Below are 13,946 nucleotides of genomic sequence, written 5' to 3'. Positions count from 1 at the left end.
GGGACGGAGGGGATTAAGTCGTTTGTGCACAAACGACTTAATCCCCTCCGTCCCCTTTTTTGCGGCGGCGCTGGGTAGCGCCGCCGCGATACCTCACTTGCGTGCGAACGTCAGCAGGTCGGCGTTGAACTGGTCGGCGTGGGTGATGGTCAGGCCATGCGGCGCACCGGCGTACACCTTCAGTTCGGCATCCTTGATGATCTGCGAGGACAGCTTGGCCGAGGCATCGAACGGCACGATCTGGTCGTCATCGCCGTGCACGACCAGCGCCGGCACGTCGATCTTCTTCAGGTCCTCGGTGTAGTCCACTTCCGAGAATTCGTGCACGCAGTCGTACTGGCCCTTGACGCCACCGAGCATGCCCTGCAGCCAGAACGCATCGCGCATGCCCTGGGTGACGTTGTTGCCATCCCGGTTGGCGCCGAAGAACGGGGTGGTCAGGTCCTTGAAGAACTGCGAACGGTCGCCGCCGGTACCCTTTCGGATGCCGTCGAAGACCTCCAGCGGGGTGCCGGCGGGGTTGCCAGCGGTCTTCAGCATCAGCGGCGGCACGGCGCCGACCAGCACCACCTTGGCTACGCGCGCGCTGCCGTGGCGGCCGATGTAATGGGCCACTTCACCGCCGCCGGTGGAATGGCCGACCAGGATCGCGTCCTTCAGGTCCAGCGCTTCGATCACCGCGGCCAGGTCATCGGCATAGGTGTCCATGTTGTTGCCGTTCCAGGTCTGGCTGGAGCGTCCGTGGCTGCGGCGATCGTGGGCGACCACGCGGAAGCCGTTCTGGCCCATGAACAGCATCTGCGGATCCCAGGCATCGGAAGACAGCGGCCAACCGTGGGCGAACACGATCGGCTGGCCGGTGCCCCAATCCTTGTAGAAGATGCGGGCGCCATCGGCGACGGTGACGAAGTTGCTCATTGCAGGTTCCTTGGCGGAAGGGAGGGAAGGCTTCGGCAGGATGCCGGTGCCTTCGGCAGTACAGCGCAGGCGCAGGCGACCGACTTGCACGGCTGTGCTGGATTGCATCGGATGTGACGCGTATCGCTCTGGCAGGACGGGAGCCGTATGCCGAGGATGAGCGCAGCCCGCCACAGGAACGCACGGATGCCCGCCATGCGATGGTCGCTGATGCTGTGCCTGCTGCTGCCCATGGCAGCGCCGGCACAGACCCATGTCTACAAGTGCGTGGATGGACCGCACCCGGTCTACCAGCAGACACCCTGCCAGGGGCGTGCCGCATGGCGCTGGGACGTGCCCGCGGAGCAGTCATTGTCCCGCGGCGCTGTGGCGCCAGCGGCCTCGACACCGAAGCCATCGCCCCGGCAACGGCGTGCGGCGCGGGCGCACGGTGCGCTGATCACGATCAGCACGGATGCGGCGGCCTGCGAGCGTGCCCGGCGTGATCGCGAGCAGGCGTTGCTCAAGCGTCGGCGCCTGGACTTCGTGCAGCGCCGGCAGCTGGATGACGCGGTCTACGGCGCCTGCCAGTGACGCGGGGGCGCTGACGTGCCGAAAACGACAACGGCGCCATAGGGCGCCGTCGCGTGGAGTACCGTGAGTGCAGCTCTCAGCGACCGTCGCTGGCGGCTGCCGGTGCGGGCACGCTGTCCGGCTTGGGCAGGCTCAACTCCGGGTTGCCCTGTTCGGCCTGCAGGATCTGGATGCGGCGCTGCAGGGCGTCCAGCTGGCTGTTGGTGCTCTGCACGTCGGTGCTGAGGCTCACGGCCTGCTGCTGGGCCTGCTGCAGGGCGGCGCTGACCTGTGCCGACTGCGCCTGCTGCTGTTCCATTTCCTGCTGCAGGGTGCGCAGGCGTTCCTCGTTGTAGGCCACCAGGCGCTCGGTGTAGCGCTTGCCGGCTTCAAGGCGGGTGGTGTCGATGTAGACCTGGGCCAGCTGTTCGGACTGCTGCGCGAAGGTGCGATAGACGCGCTCGGCGTTGTCCACCGCATCGGTCTTGATCACCCGCCAGAAGTTCTTCTCCTGGAACAGGGCGACGTAGTAGGTCAGGGTGTTGGCATTGAACAGCAGGCTGGCGCCGTAGTTGCCGTTGTAGGTGGTGCGCAGCTCGGTCAGCTGGCGCGAGTCCATCAACTGCTTGAGTTCGTCCACGGTATTGCGCACCACCGGCGCGCTGCGCGCCGGTTCGGCTGCCGCCTCGCGGTCGCCACGTGCAGCCATCGCTGCCGGTGCCACCAGCATCATGACCACGGCCAGCACTGCCGCGCTGCGCGCGTGCCGGGCAAAGACCGCGCCCCCTGAAGTTTCTCGCATGTCTAGACCATCCACGGATGAGTGTGGGTTGAGATGAAGGTGGTTCCCCGCCGGGAGTCTAGCATGGGTGTGGGCGCCGCCAAGGGCGCCCGTCACCGGTCAGTAGACCAGCTGTGCGGCGCTGCACTGGATCGACTGCACATTGACGTCGGTCCGGCCCAGTTCAACGCCCAGCACGCTGGCCAGCAGGTTGGTCAGCAGGGTGCCAATACTGTTGAGCACCGGCCGCAGTGCGGCCAGGATCGGCTTCAGCAGGGTGCACAGCAGTCCGCTGCAGCTGACGCTGCCATCGGGGTTGGTGACACCCGTTCCCCCGGCACCATCGAGAAAGCCGGCCGGTGCGGTCTGGATGTAGGACGCCAGATTGTTGCGCACGCAGCCGTTGTAATCGATCAGGTTGCCGAGCAGGCTGTCGCAGCGGTTGATCAGCAGGCCGCCGACCAGCGAGCCAAGCAGGCCATCGAGCAGGCCCAGGCCCTGGCCGGTGACGGTCGTCCTGTAACCGGTCCACACCGAACCGTCTTCCCAGCAGGTGGTCAGGCCCAGCAGGCAAGGCTTGGGGACGCCATTCTTCACCGTCCAGTTGCCCAGCGGGGCGAGATTGCGCGCCGGATCGCCATCGCGCAGCAGCGGGATGACCTGGTCGACGTTGTAGCGTCCGCCAGTCGGAAACGCCGCCTGCAGATAGCGATCGGCCAGCGCCTTGGCGGTGTCGTTGGCGTTCATGCCCTGCTTGGGCGAATTGAGCATGCCCGACAGCACCCGTAGCAGTTCGTTGACCAGGCTCGACACTGCGTCACCAATTGCGAGCGGATTGAACCGGGTCGAGCCGGTCTCGCCGGCGGCCAGGGTCAGGGTCTGCGTGCTGGTCAGGGCGGGCAGGGTAATCCTGTCGTTGATCAATGGTTGGCCCAGCAGCTTCAGCAGCTGTTCGTCCTGCAGCGTGGCATCGCAGACATTGGCCTTGGAGAAGCGCTGTGCGGGGTCGACATTGCCGACGCAGGCGCGCAGCACCGACGAGTCCACCTGGATCGTGGCCTTGGGTGGACTGCCGCCGCACTGGATGCCGGTCAAGGTGCCCATACCGTTGGCCACGTCGACGTGCAACGGCAGGTGCAGGCGCGTGCCAAGCAGGTTCAGCAGCGGCCCCAGCGCGAACAGGTTGTTGCTGTCCACGTCCGCCATCAGCCGCACCTGCGCGTTGTAGGCACGGCTGCCGACGCCGCCGATGGCGATCGATGGCGGCTCGACCACGCCGGCCTGGATCCTGATGCCCAGCAGGTCCAGTCCCTTGACCGCCACGCCGTTGCCATCGTTGGCGATGGAGATCGCGGTGTTGATCAGGTTGAGCACGTTGATCTGTGACTCCAGTGCGCTGCCGACCGTGCCGTCGGGCGAGACAACTTCGGCAAACAGGCCACCGCCGCCGGACTGGCTGCCAAGCACGATGTTGAGCTTGTTGATGTCCAGCTGGGTGGCAACCAGATCGGACAGGGCGCGCAGCTGCACCCCCACTGCGGAGTCACGGCCGACCACGGTGGCGGTAGCATCGACCAGCTGTGCCAGCGAAATCTTGTTGACCGACAGCAGGCGATTGAAGTCGGCCACGCTGAGGTTGGCGCTTACCGGTATGTTGAGCGCTTTCAGCAGGCCGGACGGAGTCACGTTGGCCTGTGCCAGGCCGTCATAGGACAGCACCGTGGCATTGGTGACGTCCAGGCCAACCAGGCGCAGGGTGGACAGCAGCACTGAATCGCCATTGGTCCGCAGCAGCTGCGAGCCGACCGCAAACACCGCGGTGGGTTCGGCACGGCGCGCCACGGCCTGCACGCTCACGGTGGGCAGGCTGGAAGTCTGACCGAAGAAGGGCAGCACGCTGCGCTCGGCGATCACCTGAACCGCATTGCGGGGATTGCTGGCATCGACGCTGGTGACGAAGCGGGTGCCGGTGCCACGGCTGGCGCTCCAGTTGCCGCAGCGGATCTGCAGGGTGCCTGCGAACCCGTTCTGGACCACCGCATTCTGCCGGGCAGCGCTGTTGTCGCTGTTGTCCGGGCTGCACAGCTCCAGCCGCTGTGCGCCGGCCAGTGCGGCAAGGTCGGCCACCTTCTGCGCATCACGCTTGGCCCAGAACAGATAGCCGATCTCTATCAGGCCCAGCATGGCCACCAGCGCCAGCATGACCAGCATCATCGTGACCGACATGCCGCCGCGTGCGCGGCTGAAACTGAACTGTCGTGGGCGTTTCATGGCCGACCTCAGCGTCCGGAGGAGGAGGCGTCCTTGGACCGGGAGACATCGGTCTCAAAGAAGTCCGGGATCTCGTGTTCAAAGCTCTTCAGGTAACGCGCATAGCTCAGCGTGGCCTGGTCACCCAGGATCGGCAGGCGCTGGCCGGCCTGCTGCCCGGAGGCCTGCAGGCGGAACAGGTTGCGGGTGGCCTCGCCGCTGGGCAGACGCGCGCGCGGTGCTGCGGGCGATGCTGGTGCGATGTCGTTTGCGATGGTCGTCGCTTGCGCCGTGGCCCCCCCGGCGGATGCGGAGGGAGCGGCGATGTCCAGGCTGGGAAGCGGCTCGGCCTGCATCGGCGCTGTAGCCGGTGCCGACAGTGAGGGGCCACCGAGCATCTGTCCGGTCAATGGCTGTTGCTGCGCCTGCACGGCACCGGCAACAAGCAGGCAGCACAGCACGGGCAACAGGCGTCGGATCTGGCGCATCGTGGTCATGGTGTGCTTCCGGTCGGGTGGTCGGTGGCGCTGAAGCGTTCCAGCATCGAGGGTGGCAGGCGCTGCGGATCGCGTTGGTCGCGCGGGTCGCGGTGGGGTTCGCTCGCCAGCCGTGCGCCGCCCGATGCACGAGCGCCACTCTCGACGCTCGCCGTGTGTGCAGGTGTGGCTGCGTTGGCGGCAGCAGCGGCCTGTCGTTGCTGCAGGCGCGTCCGGATCTGCTGGGCCTGCTGCTGGATGCTTCGGCGCGTTTCCTCGTTGAGGCTGGCCTGTGCCGATAGCCGCTCCGCCGTCGCCTGGTCGCCGCGCAGTACCGCCCAGAGTGCAAGGTTGGCCGCTGCCTTGGCGTTGCCCGGTGAAAGTTCCAGGGCCTTGGCCAGCGGCTCGCGGGCCTGATCGAACTGGCCGGCACGCAGCCGTGCATAGCCCAGGTCACCCAGGTAGTCGGTGTTCAAGGGCTGCAGCTGCGTGGCGCGCGCCAGCGCCTGTTCGCTTCCGGCGTCGTCGTCGCGGCGTGCAGCGATCAGGCCCAGGCCGTGGGCGGCCGCCGCGGCCTGCGGCCCGCTGGACAGCTCGCGATACAGCGCGATCGCCGCGTCGGCCTGGCCGGTCTCGCGCAGTGCGTCGGCCTGCAGCAGGCGCAGGGCAGGGCGATCACCATAGCGCTGGCGGAAGGCCTCCACGTGGGCCAGCGAGGCATACCAGGCGCCCTGCTGCTGCATGCGTTCGATCAGCTCCAGATAGGCGTTGCGGCTGTCCTGCGGATCGGGTTCCGGCGGCGCAAGGCTGGGCGCCCGCACATATTTCGGTGTGGTCGAGGCGCAGCCACTGGCCAGGGCGGCGAGGGCGACGGCAAGCAGCAGGCAGGAGGTGCGCAGGGCAGGCATCAGGGAGATCCCATCTTGGACAGGGTGGTGGCCAGCGCGACCAGCGCCGGGCCGGCAAGCACCAGCATCAGTGCCGGCAACAGGGTCAGCATCATCACCACGGTCATCTTCACCGAGAGCTTGCCGACCTTTTCCTTCAACGCGTTGCGGCGCTGTTCGCGCAGGCGGAGGCTGAACTGGCGCAACGGCTCCTGCACTGCGCCGCCGTGCGCATGCACCTGCAGGATCAACTGCATCAGGCTGGCCAGGTCATCATCGGCGTAGACCTCGCTCAGCCGCCGCAATGACTGCGCGCGCGTGCGGCCATGGGTATAGGCCACATTGGCTTCCTGCAGTTCGCCGCCGAGTACCGGCAATGCATCGCGCAGCTTGTCGCCCAGCGTCTGCAGGCTCTGGTCCATGCTGAAGCCCACGCCCTGCAGCAGGCGCAGCAGGTCGATCAGCAGGGGCAGCTCGTTCTCGACCGCACGGCGGCGGCGCTTGACCCACGACGACAGCACGAACTTCGGCAGCAGCAGCCCGGCCGCCAGCGCACCGATCACCACCATCACCTTGGCAAGCCCGTGCGCGCTGCTGAACGCCAGCGCCAGCGCTAGCACCAACAGGGCAAGCAGCAGGCGCAGGCCGAGATAGATCGCGGTGCCACGGCGCGTGTTCCAGCCAGCCAGGTCCAACAGCAGCTTGTCTTCGTTGGCAAGCAGCGCAGCCTCCAGGCGGCCGCCACTGAGCGAGCGCCCGAAACGCTCGATCCAGCCCAGCGAGTCGCGGCGCGTGGCCTCGGTGTCGCGGCCTTCCTCACGCGGCTGCAGGGCGGTTTTCAGTGTGGCTGAGGTGCGGTGCTCGCGATGGCTGCGCACCCAGCCGGCAATACCGAGCAGGGCGACGCCGGCCGCCAGCACCAGCAGCGAAAGGGCGAACCAGGCGCTGGCGCTCATCGGGCACCTCCGGGGCGGCTGTGGGCGGTCATAGCGATTTGGCCAGGCGGTACAGCAGGAACGCCCCTAGCAGTTCCAGGCCCAGCGCGATCAACAGGATCCTGTGACCGAGCGGGTCGTGCAGCACCGGCTGGAAGAACGCCGGGCTGGAGATCGCCATCAGCACCGCACTGGCGGGTGGCAGCAGCCCCAGCACCCAGGCCGACATCCGTGTTTCCGAGGTGGTGGCCGCCAGTTCCTGCTGGGCCTGTTCCAGGTCGCGCATGAAATCGCCCATGCGTTGCAGGATCTGGTCGGCGCGGCCACCGATGCGCACGCTCACGCCGATCACCACTGCCAGCACCTTCAGTACGTCCATCCGGTACGGCTGCGCGGCCAGGCTCAATGCACGATCCAGGTCCATGCCGCTGCGCGCATAGCGCACCGTGGTGTCGAGCAGGCCGCGCAGTGGCGCGCTGGTCTGCATCGAAGACACCTGGAACGCGGCCTGCAGGCTGTTGCCCAGCGCGGTGAGGCGGACCAGGTTGTCGAGAAAGTCCGGCATCTGGTGCAGCAGCTGCGCGCGCAGCTTCGTGATCCGGCGCATCACCCACAGCCAGCAGCCCAGCAGGTACAGCAGCAGGGTCAGCGGAAACATCCAGGCCGTGCCCAGCCGCATCGCCGCCACGGCCGCAAGCATCAGTCCCGGCACCAGCAGCATCAGTGGCAGCTTCCAGCCCGGCGGAAGGCCGGCGCGCTGCAGGACACCGTCCCACGGCAGTACACGGGTTCCGGTGCTGGCCGGGCGGGTCGAATCGTTGGCCGCCGCAACGGCAGGCCCGGCCGGTACCGCGCCGGCCGCGCTGCCGCGCGCCAGCTGTTGCTCGGCATGCTGCAGCGAGGCCTGGCGCTGCTCACGGCTGGCGGCGGTGCCCCATAGCCAGACGGCCAGCGCCAGCAGCACCGAGATGATGCTCAACACGCCCAGCAGCAGGCCGGTGCCCATGCTCAGAAGTCCCCGTAGAGCGATTCGCGCAGTTGCTGGCGGAACGGCTCCAGCTTGTGCGAGTGCGGATGGAAGCCCAGGCCGATCCAGCGGTCGGTCTCGCGGCCGGTGGCGTCGATCTGCACCTCGTGGCGGAACATTTCCTGGGTGGTGATCAGGTTGTCGCTGACCCCGGTGATCTCGGTGATCGAGACCAGCACCCGGCGCCCGCTGCCCAGCCGCGAGATCTGCACGATGAAGTCGATGGCGCTGGCAATCTGCCGGCGCAGGCTGTCCTCGCTGCCCTGGAAGCCGGCAAAGCCTGCCAGCATCTCGATGCGGTACAGGCAGTCGCGTGGCGTGTTGGCGTGGATGGTGGCCATCGATCCGTCATGGCCGGTATTCATCGCCTGCAGCATTTCCAGCACTTCAGCGCCTCGCACTTCGCCGACCACTATGCGGTCCGGGCGCATGCGCAGACTGTTGCGCACCAGGTCGCGGATGCTGACCGCGCCCTGGCCCTCGGCGCCGCCGATGCGGCTTTCCAGGCGCACCACGTGCGGATGGTTCAGCGAAAGCTCGGCGGTGTCCTCCACGGTGATGACGCGCTCGCTGGGTGGCACGTAGCTGGCCAGTGCATTCAGCAGCGAGGTCTTGCCGGAACTGGTGCCGCCGGAGACCAGGATGTTGCAGCGGCCCAGCACCATCGCCTTCAGCAGGGCCTGCATCGGTGCGTCGAAGGTGCCCTTGGCAAGCAGCTCGTCGGGGGTGAACGGGTCCTTGCGGAACTTGCGGATGGACACCATCGGCCCGTCCACCGCCAGTGGCGAGATGATCGCGTTGAGGCGGCCGCCGTTGGGCAGGCGCGCATCGACCATCGGATTGGAATCATCCAGCCGGCGGCCAAGCGGCGCGAGGATGCGGCGCAGGATGCGCAGCAGGTGGGTGTCATCGGTGAAGCGCTGGGTGGCACGCCGGAGCTGGCCACCCTGCGAAACGTGCACGTCCTTGAAACCGTTGATCAGGATGTCTTCGATGGAGGGGTCGTGGAGCAGGTCGTCCAGCGGGCCGAAACCGGTCAGCTCCTTGACCAGGCCCTCGGCAACCACCTGCATCTCTTCTTCGTTGATCGGGATGCGCCATTCCTGGATGAAGCCCACGGTCTGTACCTGCACCCAGCGGGCGATGGTATCCGGGGCCCAGGAATCGATGTCGATGCGCTCGTCCTCGATGCTGTTGAGCAGGTGCTCATGCGCGGCCGACAGCACCTTCTGGTACTGCTCGGTCTGTGCGAACGGCAGGTGGCCCGGGCTTTCGTGCAGCAGCGGGCGGGCAACGGCATGCGGGAACGGGGTTACCTTGTCTTCCATTGCGATCCACCCAGGGCAAGGGAGAGTCTTTCCCGCAGGCCATGCGGCTGGACCGGGCAGGCAGCCGGGTCCAGCCGTGACACGAGCGGGGCGAGGGCACGCAGGTAGGGATCGCGCGGCGCATCCTGCAGCAGCAGGCGGCCCTGGCTGGCGGCAAGGCGCACACGCGGTCGTTCAGGCAATGTCGCCAGCAACGGCAGTTCGAAGCGGCGTGCGATCTGTTCCGGGCTCATGCCGCTGCTGTCGTCGTGGCGGTTGATCACCAGTTGCAGGCGCTTCTCGCGCTCGCGCTGGCCTGCAAGATGCTTCAGTGCCTGGTCCAGCGAGACCAGCGTGGCGATCGACGCGTCGGTGACCAGCCAGATCTCGTCTGCCTGGTCCAGCAACAGCGGCGGCAGCTGCCGCAGCGGGCAGCCGCCGGCATCACACAGCACGCTGGCGAACACCCCACGCAGGCGCTGCAGCAGCGCGCCAGGGTCGGACGGGGGCACGGCATCACTGCCGCCGGCACGGTCCAGCAGCACCAGCCCGGAGTCATGGCGCGCCATCGCGGTGCGTGCAAGGGTGGCGTCGATGCGGCTGGCGTTGCGCAGCGCATCCTCGTAGTGGAAGCGGCTGTCGAGATTGAGGTACAGCGCAAGGTCACCGGCGGGCTGCGCCAGTTCCATCAGCAGGCCGTCCTGCTGCACTGCATCGCCCTGGGCGAGGGCCCGCGTCTGTTGCGCCAGCACCGAAAGATGTGCGGCCAGGGTACTGGTGCCGACGCCTGCGCGCACGCCCAGCAGCACGATCAGGCGCGCCTTGTGCGCGTGCTGCGCCACCGCGGCCGGGCGCGGTGACAGCGCACGCCGCAGGGCCGCCTCGATGCCGGCGTTGTCACTGTCCAGGTCCAGCACATCGCGCAGGCCGGCGCGCAGCGCGATCACCACGCCTTCGACCTGGCCGGCGCTGGTGGCGCCGACCGCGACCAGCGCCAGGTCCGGTTGGGTCTGCTGCAGCTGCTGTGCCAGTACGCTCGAGGCAGCCGCGTGCTCGGGCCGGAAGTCAAGCAGCACCAGGCTCTGCGGGCCGCGTTGCAGGTCCTGCGCCGACGTCGGCGCACTGCTGTCCTGCCAGTGCAGGGTGGTGGTCGGCGGCAGCTTGGCGGCCAGCCGGGGCAGCAGTTCGCGGTCGATGCCGTACAGGACCAGGTTCATCGGCGGTCCTTGCGGATGCAGCGGCTGGGCGGTGGCGTAGGGCATGGGCGTGGTTCTACAGGCGTCATGGAAGTCAGCGCGAGAAGCCGGGCACCGGGTCCTGGCTGACCGGCCCCAGCAACCACGATCCCCATTCGGGAAGATGCGGCTTGGCTTCGCGCTCGCCAGGCAGCGGCAGTTCGGTATTGCGTGCCAGCGGCTGCACCAGACGCGGGGTGACGATGATCACCAGCTCCTTGTCCTGGCGCTTGTAGTCGAAGTTGCGGAAGAACGAACCAATGATCGGCAGGTCGCCCAGCAGTGGAATCTTGTTGACGTTGGAGACGATGTTGGAGCTGACCAGGCCACCGATGACGAAGCTCTCGCCATCGCCCAGCTCGACCGTGGTATCGGCGCGACGGGTGGTGATCGAGGGAATCTGCACGTTGTTGAGCACGATCGCGTTGCTGTAGTCCAGGTCGCTCGCCTCCGGCGCCACCTTCAGCGCGATCCGGTTCGGCGCCAGTACCGTTGGGGTCACGGTCAGGCCGATGCCGAAGGGCTTGTAGGTGATGGTGGTGGTGCCAAGCCCCTGCGGCTCCAGGATCGGCAGCTCGCCACCGGCCAGGAAGCTGGCGCTCTGGCCGGACAGTGCCACCAGCGTCGGCTCGGCCAGCACGCGCGCCATGCCATTGCTCTGCAGCAGTTCGACATCGGCGTTCCACAGTCCCTTGGTCGAGCCGAACACCAGCCGGAACGCCGAGGAAATCGGCGACACGGCCTCGTTGCTGCTGTTGCCTTCCTTCATGCCGGGCAGCAGGCCGGTATTGCCAGGCAGGCCAGTGCCGGGCCGCGCGAAGCCATAGGCGAAGCCGCCGTTGCGGTTCTGGAAGTTGATGCCGATCTGCTTCATCGCGGTCTTGTTGAACTCGACCACCTTGACCTCGACCTGGACCACGCCCCCACTGTTGATGGTGGACGCATCGGCAAGCATGCCGTCCTTGCCCAGCGCCATCGCCGCAGTGCGCTGTTCCTGCATGTGCGTGAGCATGCTGTCGGTGCTTCCCTGCAGGAGGCCTTGCTGGTCCTGCTGGGTGAACACCAGCCCGGTACCGCCGGTGCTGGCAGCGCCCTGTACGGCGCTCTGCACCCGTACCGTCAACCGCTGTGGCTCGGCCTGTCTGCGGTGCCACAGCAGCAGGGTGGTGGTACCGGGCATCTTGCCGACCAGCAGCGCCTGGCGCTGCCCGCGCAGCATCACGATGTCGGCCACACCCGGGTCGGCAATGGCCACCCGCTCCAGGTCGGCCGGCAGGGTCCAGGGACGCTGCTCGCGCGCCTGCAGCACCAGGTCATCGGCGGCCACGCTCGTTGCCGGCGCCAGCAGCACCAGCAGCAGGGCCAGCCAGCGCTGGCGGAGGGAGAGGCGTGGACGGCGGCGACGTTCGGTCATGGATGCACTCGATGCAGGTCAAAGGGAGGCACGGGATGCGGAACTGTCGCCGCGGATGATCTCGATCCCCGACGCGCGCGGTGCACTGCGACGTGGCGCCGGCGCGCGCGACGGTGAATCCGGGGTGCCGCGTTGCGGTGCACTGCCACGTCCGGCCAGCGCGTCGCTGTCGATACCGGCAAAGGCGTGGTTCTCCGGCCGCTGCAGGGCGAGCTGCTGTTCGGCGTCGAGCCCACGCAGCGGGTCGATCACTCCGCGCGATTGCGGGAACAACGCCAGGTCGGGCAGGCCGGTATCGGCGGGATTGCGCAGGGCCAGGAAAAGCTTGCCCTGCTGCGCACCCAGCAGCAGCCGGTTGGCGTCGGCCACCGGTACCGCAAGCACCGCGCTGCGTGCGGGTTGCGGCGCTTCATTGCTGCTGCTGTGCGTGCTGCCACTTCCGGTGATGTCGGCAGCGCGCGGGTCGTTGCGGGTGTCGGCCTCGCTGTCGGAAGTAGTCTCTGTGGCCACCGGCACGATGTCCTGCTGGCCGTAGCTCAGGACGCGCAGGCGCGACAGCAGCAGGCGCGTCTGCGCGGCTTCGCCAGGGCTGTTGATGTTGGGCTGGGCGTTGCGGAGGTTGAGGAAGACGTCGACGAAATCACCGGGAAGGATGCGGTTGCCGGCACCGACCAGTTCGTCCACGGGCACGGCCAGTGCACGCTCGCCCGGCCGCAGCTGCAGCGAGAAGCCCTGAGCCAACGCGCTGCCGTTGATCACACTGCCTTCGGCAATGTCCTGCACCGGCACCTTGCCGGTCACGGCGGCAATGCTGGTAGCGGCGCCGGGGACGGGTGAGGTGCGCTGGGCCAGGCGCAGGCCGTTGGCGCTGATCGGCTCGCCCGCAGGCAGGCGTGCCACGGCTTCGACCACGGTGATCGCCTGCGTCTCGTTGTGAGCGACTGGTGCGACCGTTGCAGGTGCGGCGGGTTTGCGCCCGATCATGAAGGCGATCAGCGCCAGCAGCACGGCCAGGCCGATCAGGGCGACGGCAGCGATGCGGGTCAACTTGAGCATGGAACCGTCTCCAAAGTACCGATCATCAATTGCCGCTGCCGAGATCGAGCTGCGCGACCGCGACGCTGCGGATGGGGGCCTGCATCACCCACTTGTAGAGCGTGGCGGTGCCGGGCAGGAAGGGATGGTTGGCGTAGTCGTAGCTGACCGTCACGGTCATGCACTGGGCCGTGGCCAGACCGGCGCAGGGCGCCTGTGCCGACACCACGATGGCGTTGCCGCCCCCCGCGCTGCAGTCCACGTTCTGCCTGGAAAACTGCAGCAACCATTGCATCGAGGTGCGTGCGGCGACGCAGGCGGCTGTGCGTCGTTCGCTGGCGGTGCCGTAGCGCAGCGAGGCGCGCGCGCCTTCGGCCGAGGCGGTGGCCAGGGTCTGTTGCGCCGCCATGATCATCACCCCGGAGAAGGTGAACAGCAGCAGCGGCAACAGGCCGAGCATCAGCATCAGGGCGAACTCGATGCTGGCGACACCACGTTGCAGGCGTGGGCTGCGGATGTTCATGGTGCACCTCCGTAGATGCTGGCCAGCACCCAGCCGATGGCGGCCAGTGCCAGGTAGGCTGCATAGGGAATGCCACGCCGTCCCTGGCGGGCGGCCTGCATGTCACGCAGCACCGGATGCGCTTGCCACTGCGTGCTGGTGCGATTGACCTGCATCTGCAGGTGACCGGGCAGCAGCACGCCCAGGCGGCGACCGGCCAGCACCAGCACGGCATGCAACCCAGCCGTGAGGCTCGCTACCAGCCAGACCGGCAGCAGCGCCTGCCAGCCCAGCATCAGGCCCACCACGGCGAAGAACTTCACGTCCCCGGCGCCCATCCAGCGCAGGGCATGGAACGGCAGCAGCGCCAACAGGCCGATCGCCGCGCCGGCCAGGTGGGGCAGCCACGGCTGGCGCGGCGCACTGAACTGGCCGACCACGATCACCGAAGTGGCGATCACGCATGCGGCGACCAGCCAGGTGTTGGGCACCCGACGGGCATACAGATCACTGATCGCGATCCGCAGGCAGACGCCGATGGCCAACAATCCCAGCACTGTCATCGCACACTCCATCGTCCGTCACTGGACGGTCTTCGCCTGGTTCCATGCGCCCCGCCGTCGCGGC

Annotated in this window: 14 protein-coding genes; 1 reads left to right on the top strand and 13 read right to left on the bottom strand. The window is 67.8% G+C overall.

Annotated elements, in window-relative coordinates; translation table 11 throughout:
* Window positions 1–93: 93 nt before the first annotated feature.
* The gene (locus PEM_RS10065; RefSeq protein ID WP_111127977.1) at window positions 94–918 is read right to left on the bottom strand and encodes an alpha/beta hydrolase; all 825 of its coding nucleotides are present in this window, start codon (window positions 916–918) and stop codon (window positions 94–96) included.
* Window positions 919–1,104: 186 nt separating this feature from the next.
* Here PEM_RS10065 and PEM_RS10060 point away from each other — a divergent pair, with 186 nt between their 5' ends.
* Window positions 1,105–1,491: a hypothetical protein gene (locus PEM_RS10060; protein ID WP_095377127.1), complete on the top strand. Its 387-nt coding sequence runs from the start codon at window positions 1,105–1,107 to the stop codon at window positions 1,489–1,491.
* Window positions 1,492–1,567: 76 nt separating this feature from the next.
* Here the strand turns inward: PEM_RS10060 and PEM_RS10055 are convergent, their stop codons facing one another.
* The 12 genes from PEM_RS10055 to PEM_RS10000 form a co-directional block, all read right to left on the bottom strand.
* Complete coding sequence (locus tag PEM_RS10055; RefSeq protein WP_032954256.1) at window positions 1,568–2,272, bottom strand: DUF2968 domain-containing protein; 705 nt, start codon at window positions 2,270–2,272, stop codon at window positions 1,568–1,570.
* Between the two features lie 99 nt (window positions 2,273–2,371).
* On the bottom strand, window positions 2,372–4,522 hold the full coding sequence (locus PEM_RS10050; protein WP_005416993.1) for a TadG family pilus assembly protein: 2,151 nt from the start codon (window positions 4,520–4,522) through the stop codon (window positions 2,372–2,374).
* A gap of 8 nt (window positions 4,523–4,530) precedes the next feature.
* A complete protein-coding gene (locus PEM_RS10045) occupies window positions 4,531–4,998 on the bottom strand; it encodes a DUF3613 domain-containing protein (protein ID WP_111127980.1) in 468 nt (155 codons plus the stop codon).
* The gene (locus PEM_RS10040) at window positions 4,995–5,885 is read right to left on the bottom strand and encodes a Flp pilus assembly protein TadD (RefSeq protein ID WP_111127982.1); all 891 of its coding nucleotides are present in this window, start codon (window positions 5,883–5,885) and stop codon (window positions 4,995–4,997) included. Before PEM_RS10040 ends, PEM_RS10045 begins: the two co-directional genes overlap by 4 nt.
* Window positions 5,885–6,820 carry a type II secretion system F family protein gene (locus PEM_RS10035; RefSeq protein WP_069138312.1) on the bottom strand — a complete coding sequence of 312 codons (936 nt, stop codon included), beginning with the start codon at window positions 6,818–6,820 and terminating at the stop codon, window positions 5,885–5,887. The genes PEM_RS10040 and PEM_RS10035 overlap by 1 nt, the downstream gene beginning before the upstream one ends.
* 28 nt (window positions 6,821–6,848) lie before the next feature.
* Window positions 6,849–7,805 (bottom strand): type II secretion system F family protein, encoded by a 957-nt coding sequence (locus PEM_RS10030; RefSeq protein WP_095377122.1) that lies wholly within the window; start codon window positions 7,803–7,805, stop codon window positions 6,849–6,851.
* Between the two features lie 2 nt (window positions 7,806–7,807).
* Window positions 7,808–9,154: a CpaF family protein gene (locus PEM_RS10025; RefSeq protein ID WP_053500164.1), complete on the bottom strand. Its 1,347-nt coding sequence runs from the start codon at window positions 9,152–9,154 to the stop codon at window positions 7,808–7,810.
* Complete coding sequence (locus PEM_RS10020) at window positions 9,139–10,395, bottom strand: pilus assembly protein (protein ID WP_005416986.1); 1,257 nt, start codon at window positions 10,393–10,395, stop codon at window positions 9,139–9,141. Before PEM_RS10020 ends, PEM_RS10025 begins: the two co-directional genes overlap by 16 nt.
* Before the next feature lie 28 nt (window positions 10,396–10,423).
* Complete coding sequence (locus tag PEM_RS10015) at window positions 10,424–11,782, bottom strand: type II and III secretion system protein family protein (RefSeq protein WP_005416985.1); 1,359 nt, start codon at window positions 11,780–11,782, stop codon at window positions 10,424–10,426.
* 18 nt (window positions 11,783–11,800) lie between these two features.
* The gene (gene cpaB, locus PEM_RS10010) at window positions 11,801–12,838 is read right to left on the bottom strand and encodes a Flp pilus assembly protein CpaB (protein WP_111127983.1); all 1,038 of its coding nucleotides are present in this window, start codon (window positions 12,836–12,838) and stop codon (window positions 11,801–11,803) included.
* Window positions 12,839–12,863: 25 nt separating this feature from the next.
* Window positions 12,864–13,340 carry a TadE/TadG family type IV pilus assembly protein gene (locus PEM_RS10005; RefSeq protein ID WP_111127985.1) on the bottom strand — a complete coding sequence of 159 codons (477 nt, stop codon included), beginning with the start codon at window positions 13,338–13,340 and terminating at the stop codon, window positions 12,864–12,866.
* The gene (locus PEM_RS10000; RefSeq protein WP_111127986.1) at window positions 13,337–13,882 is read right to left on the bottom strand and encodes a prepilin peptidase; all 546 of its coding nucleotides are present in this window, start codon (window positions 13,880–13,882) and stop codon (window positions 13,337–13,339) included. The genes PEM_RS10005 and PEM_RS10000 overlap by 4 nt, the downstream gene beginning before the upstream one ends.
* Window positions 13,883–13,946 lie beyond the last annotated feature (64 nt).

It is taken from the genome of Stenotrophomonas sp. Pemsol (assembly GCF_003586545.1).
GTDB lineage: Bacteria > Pseudomonadota > Gammaproteobacteria > Xanthomonadales > Xanthomonadaceae > Stenotrophomonas > Stenotrophomonas sepilia.
This window is presented reverse-complemented; position numbering and strand designations above follow the sequence as displayed.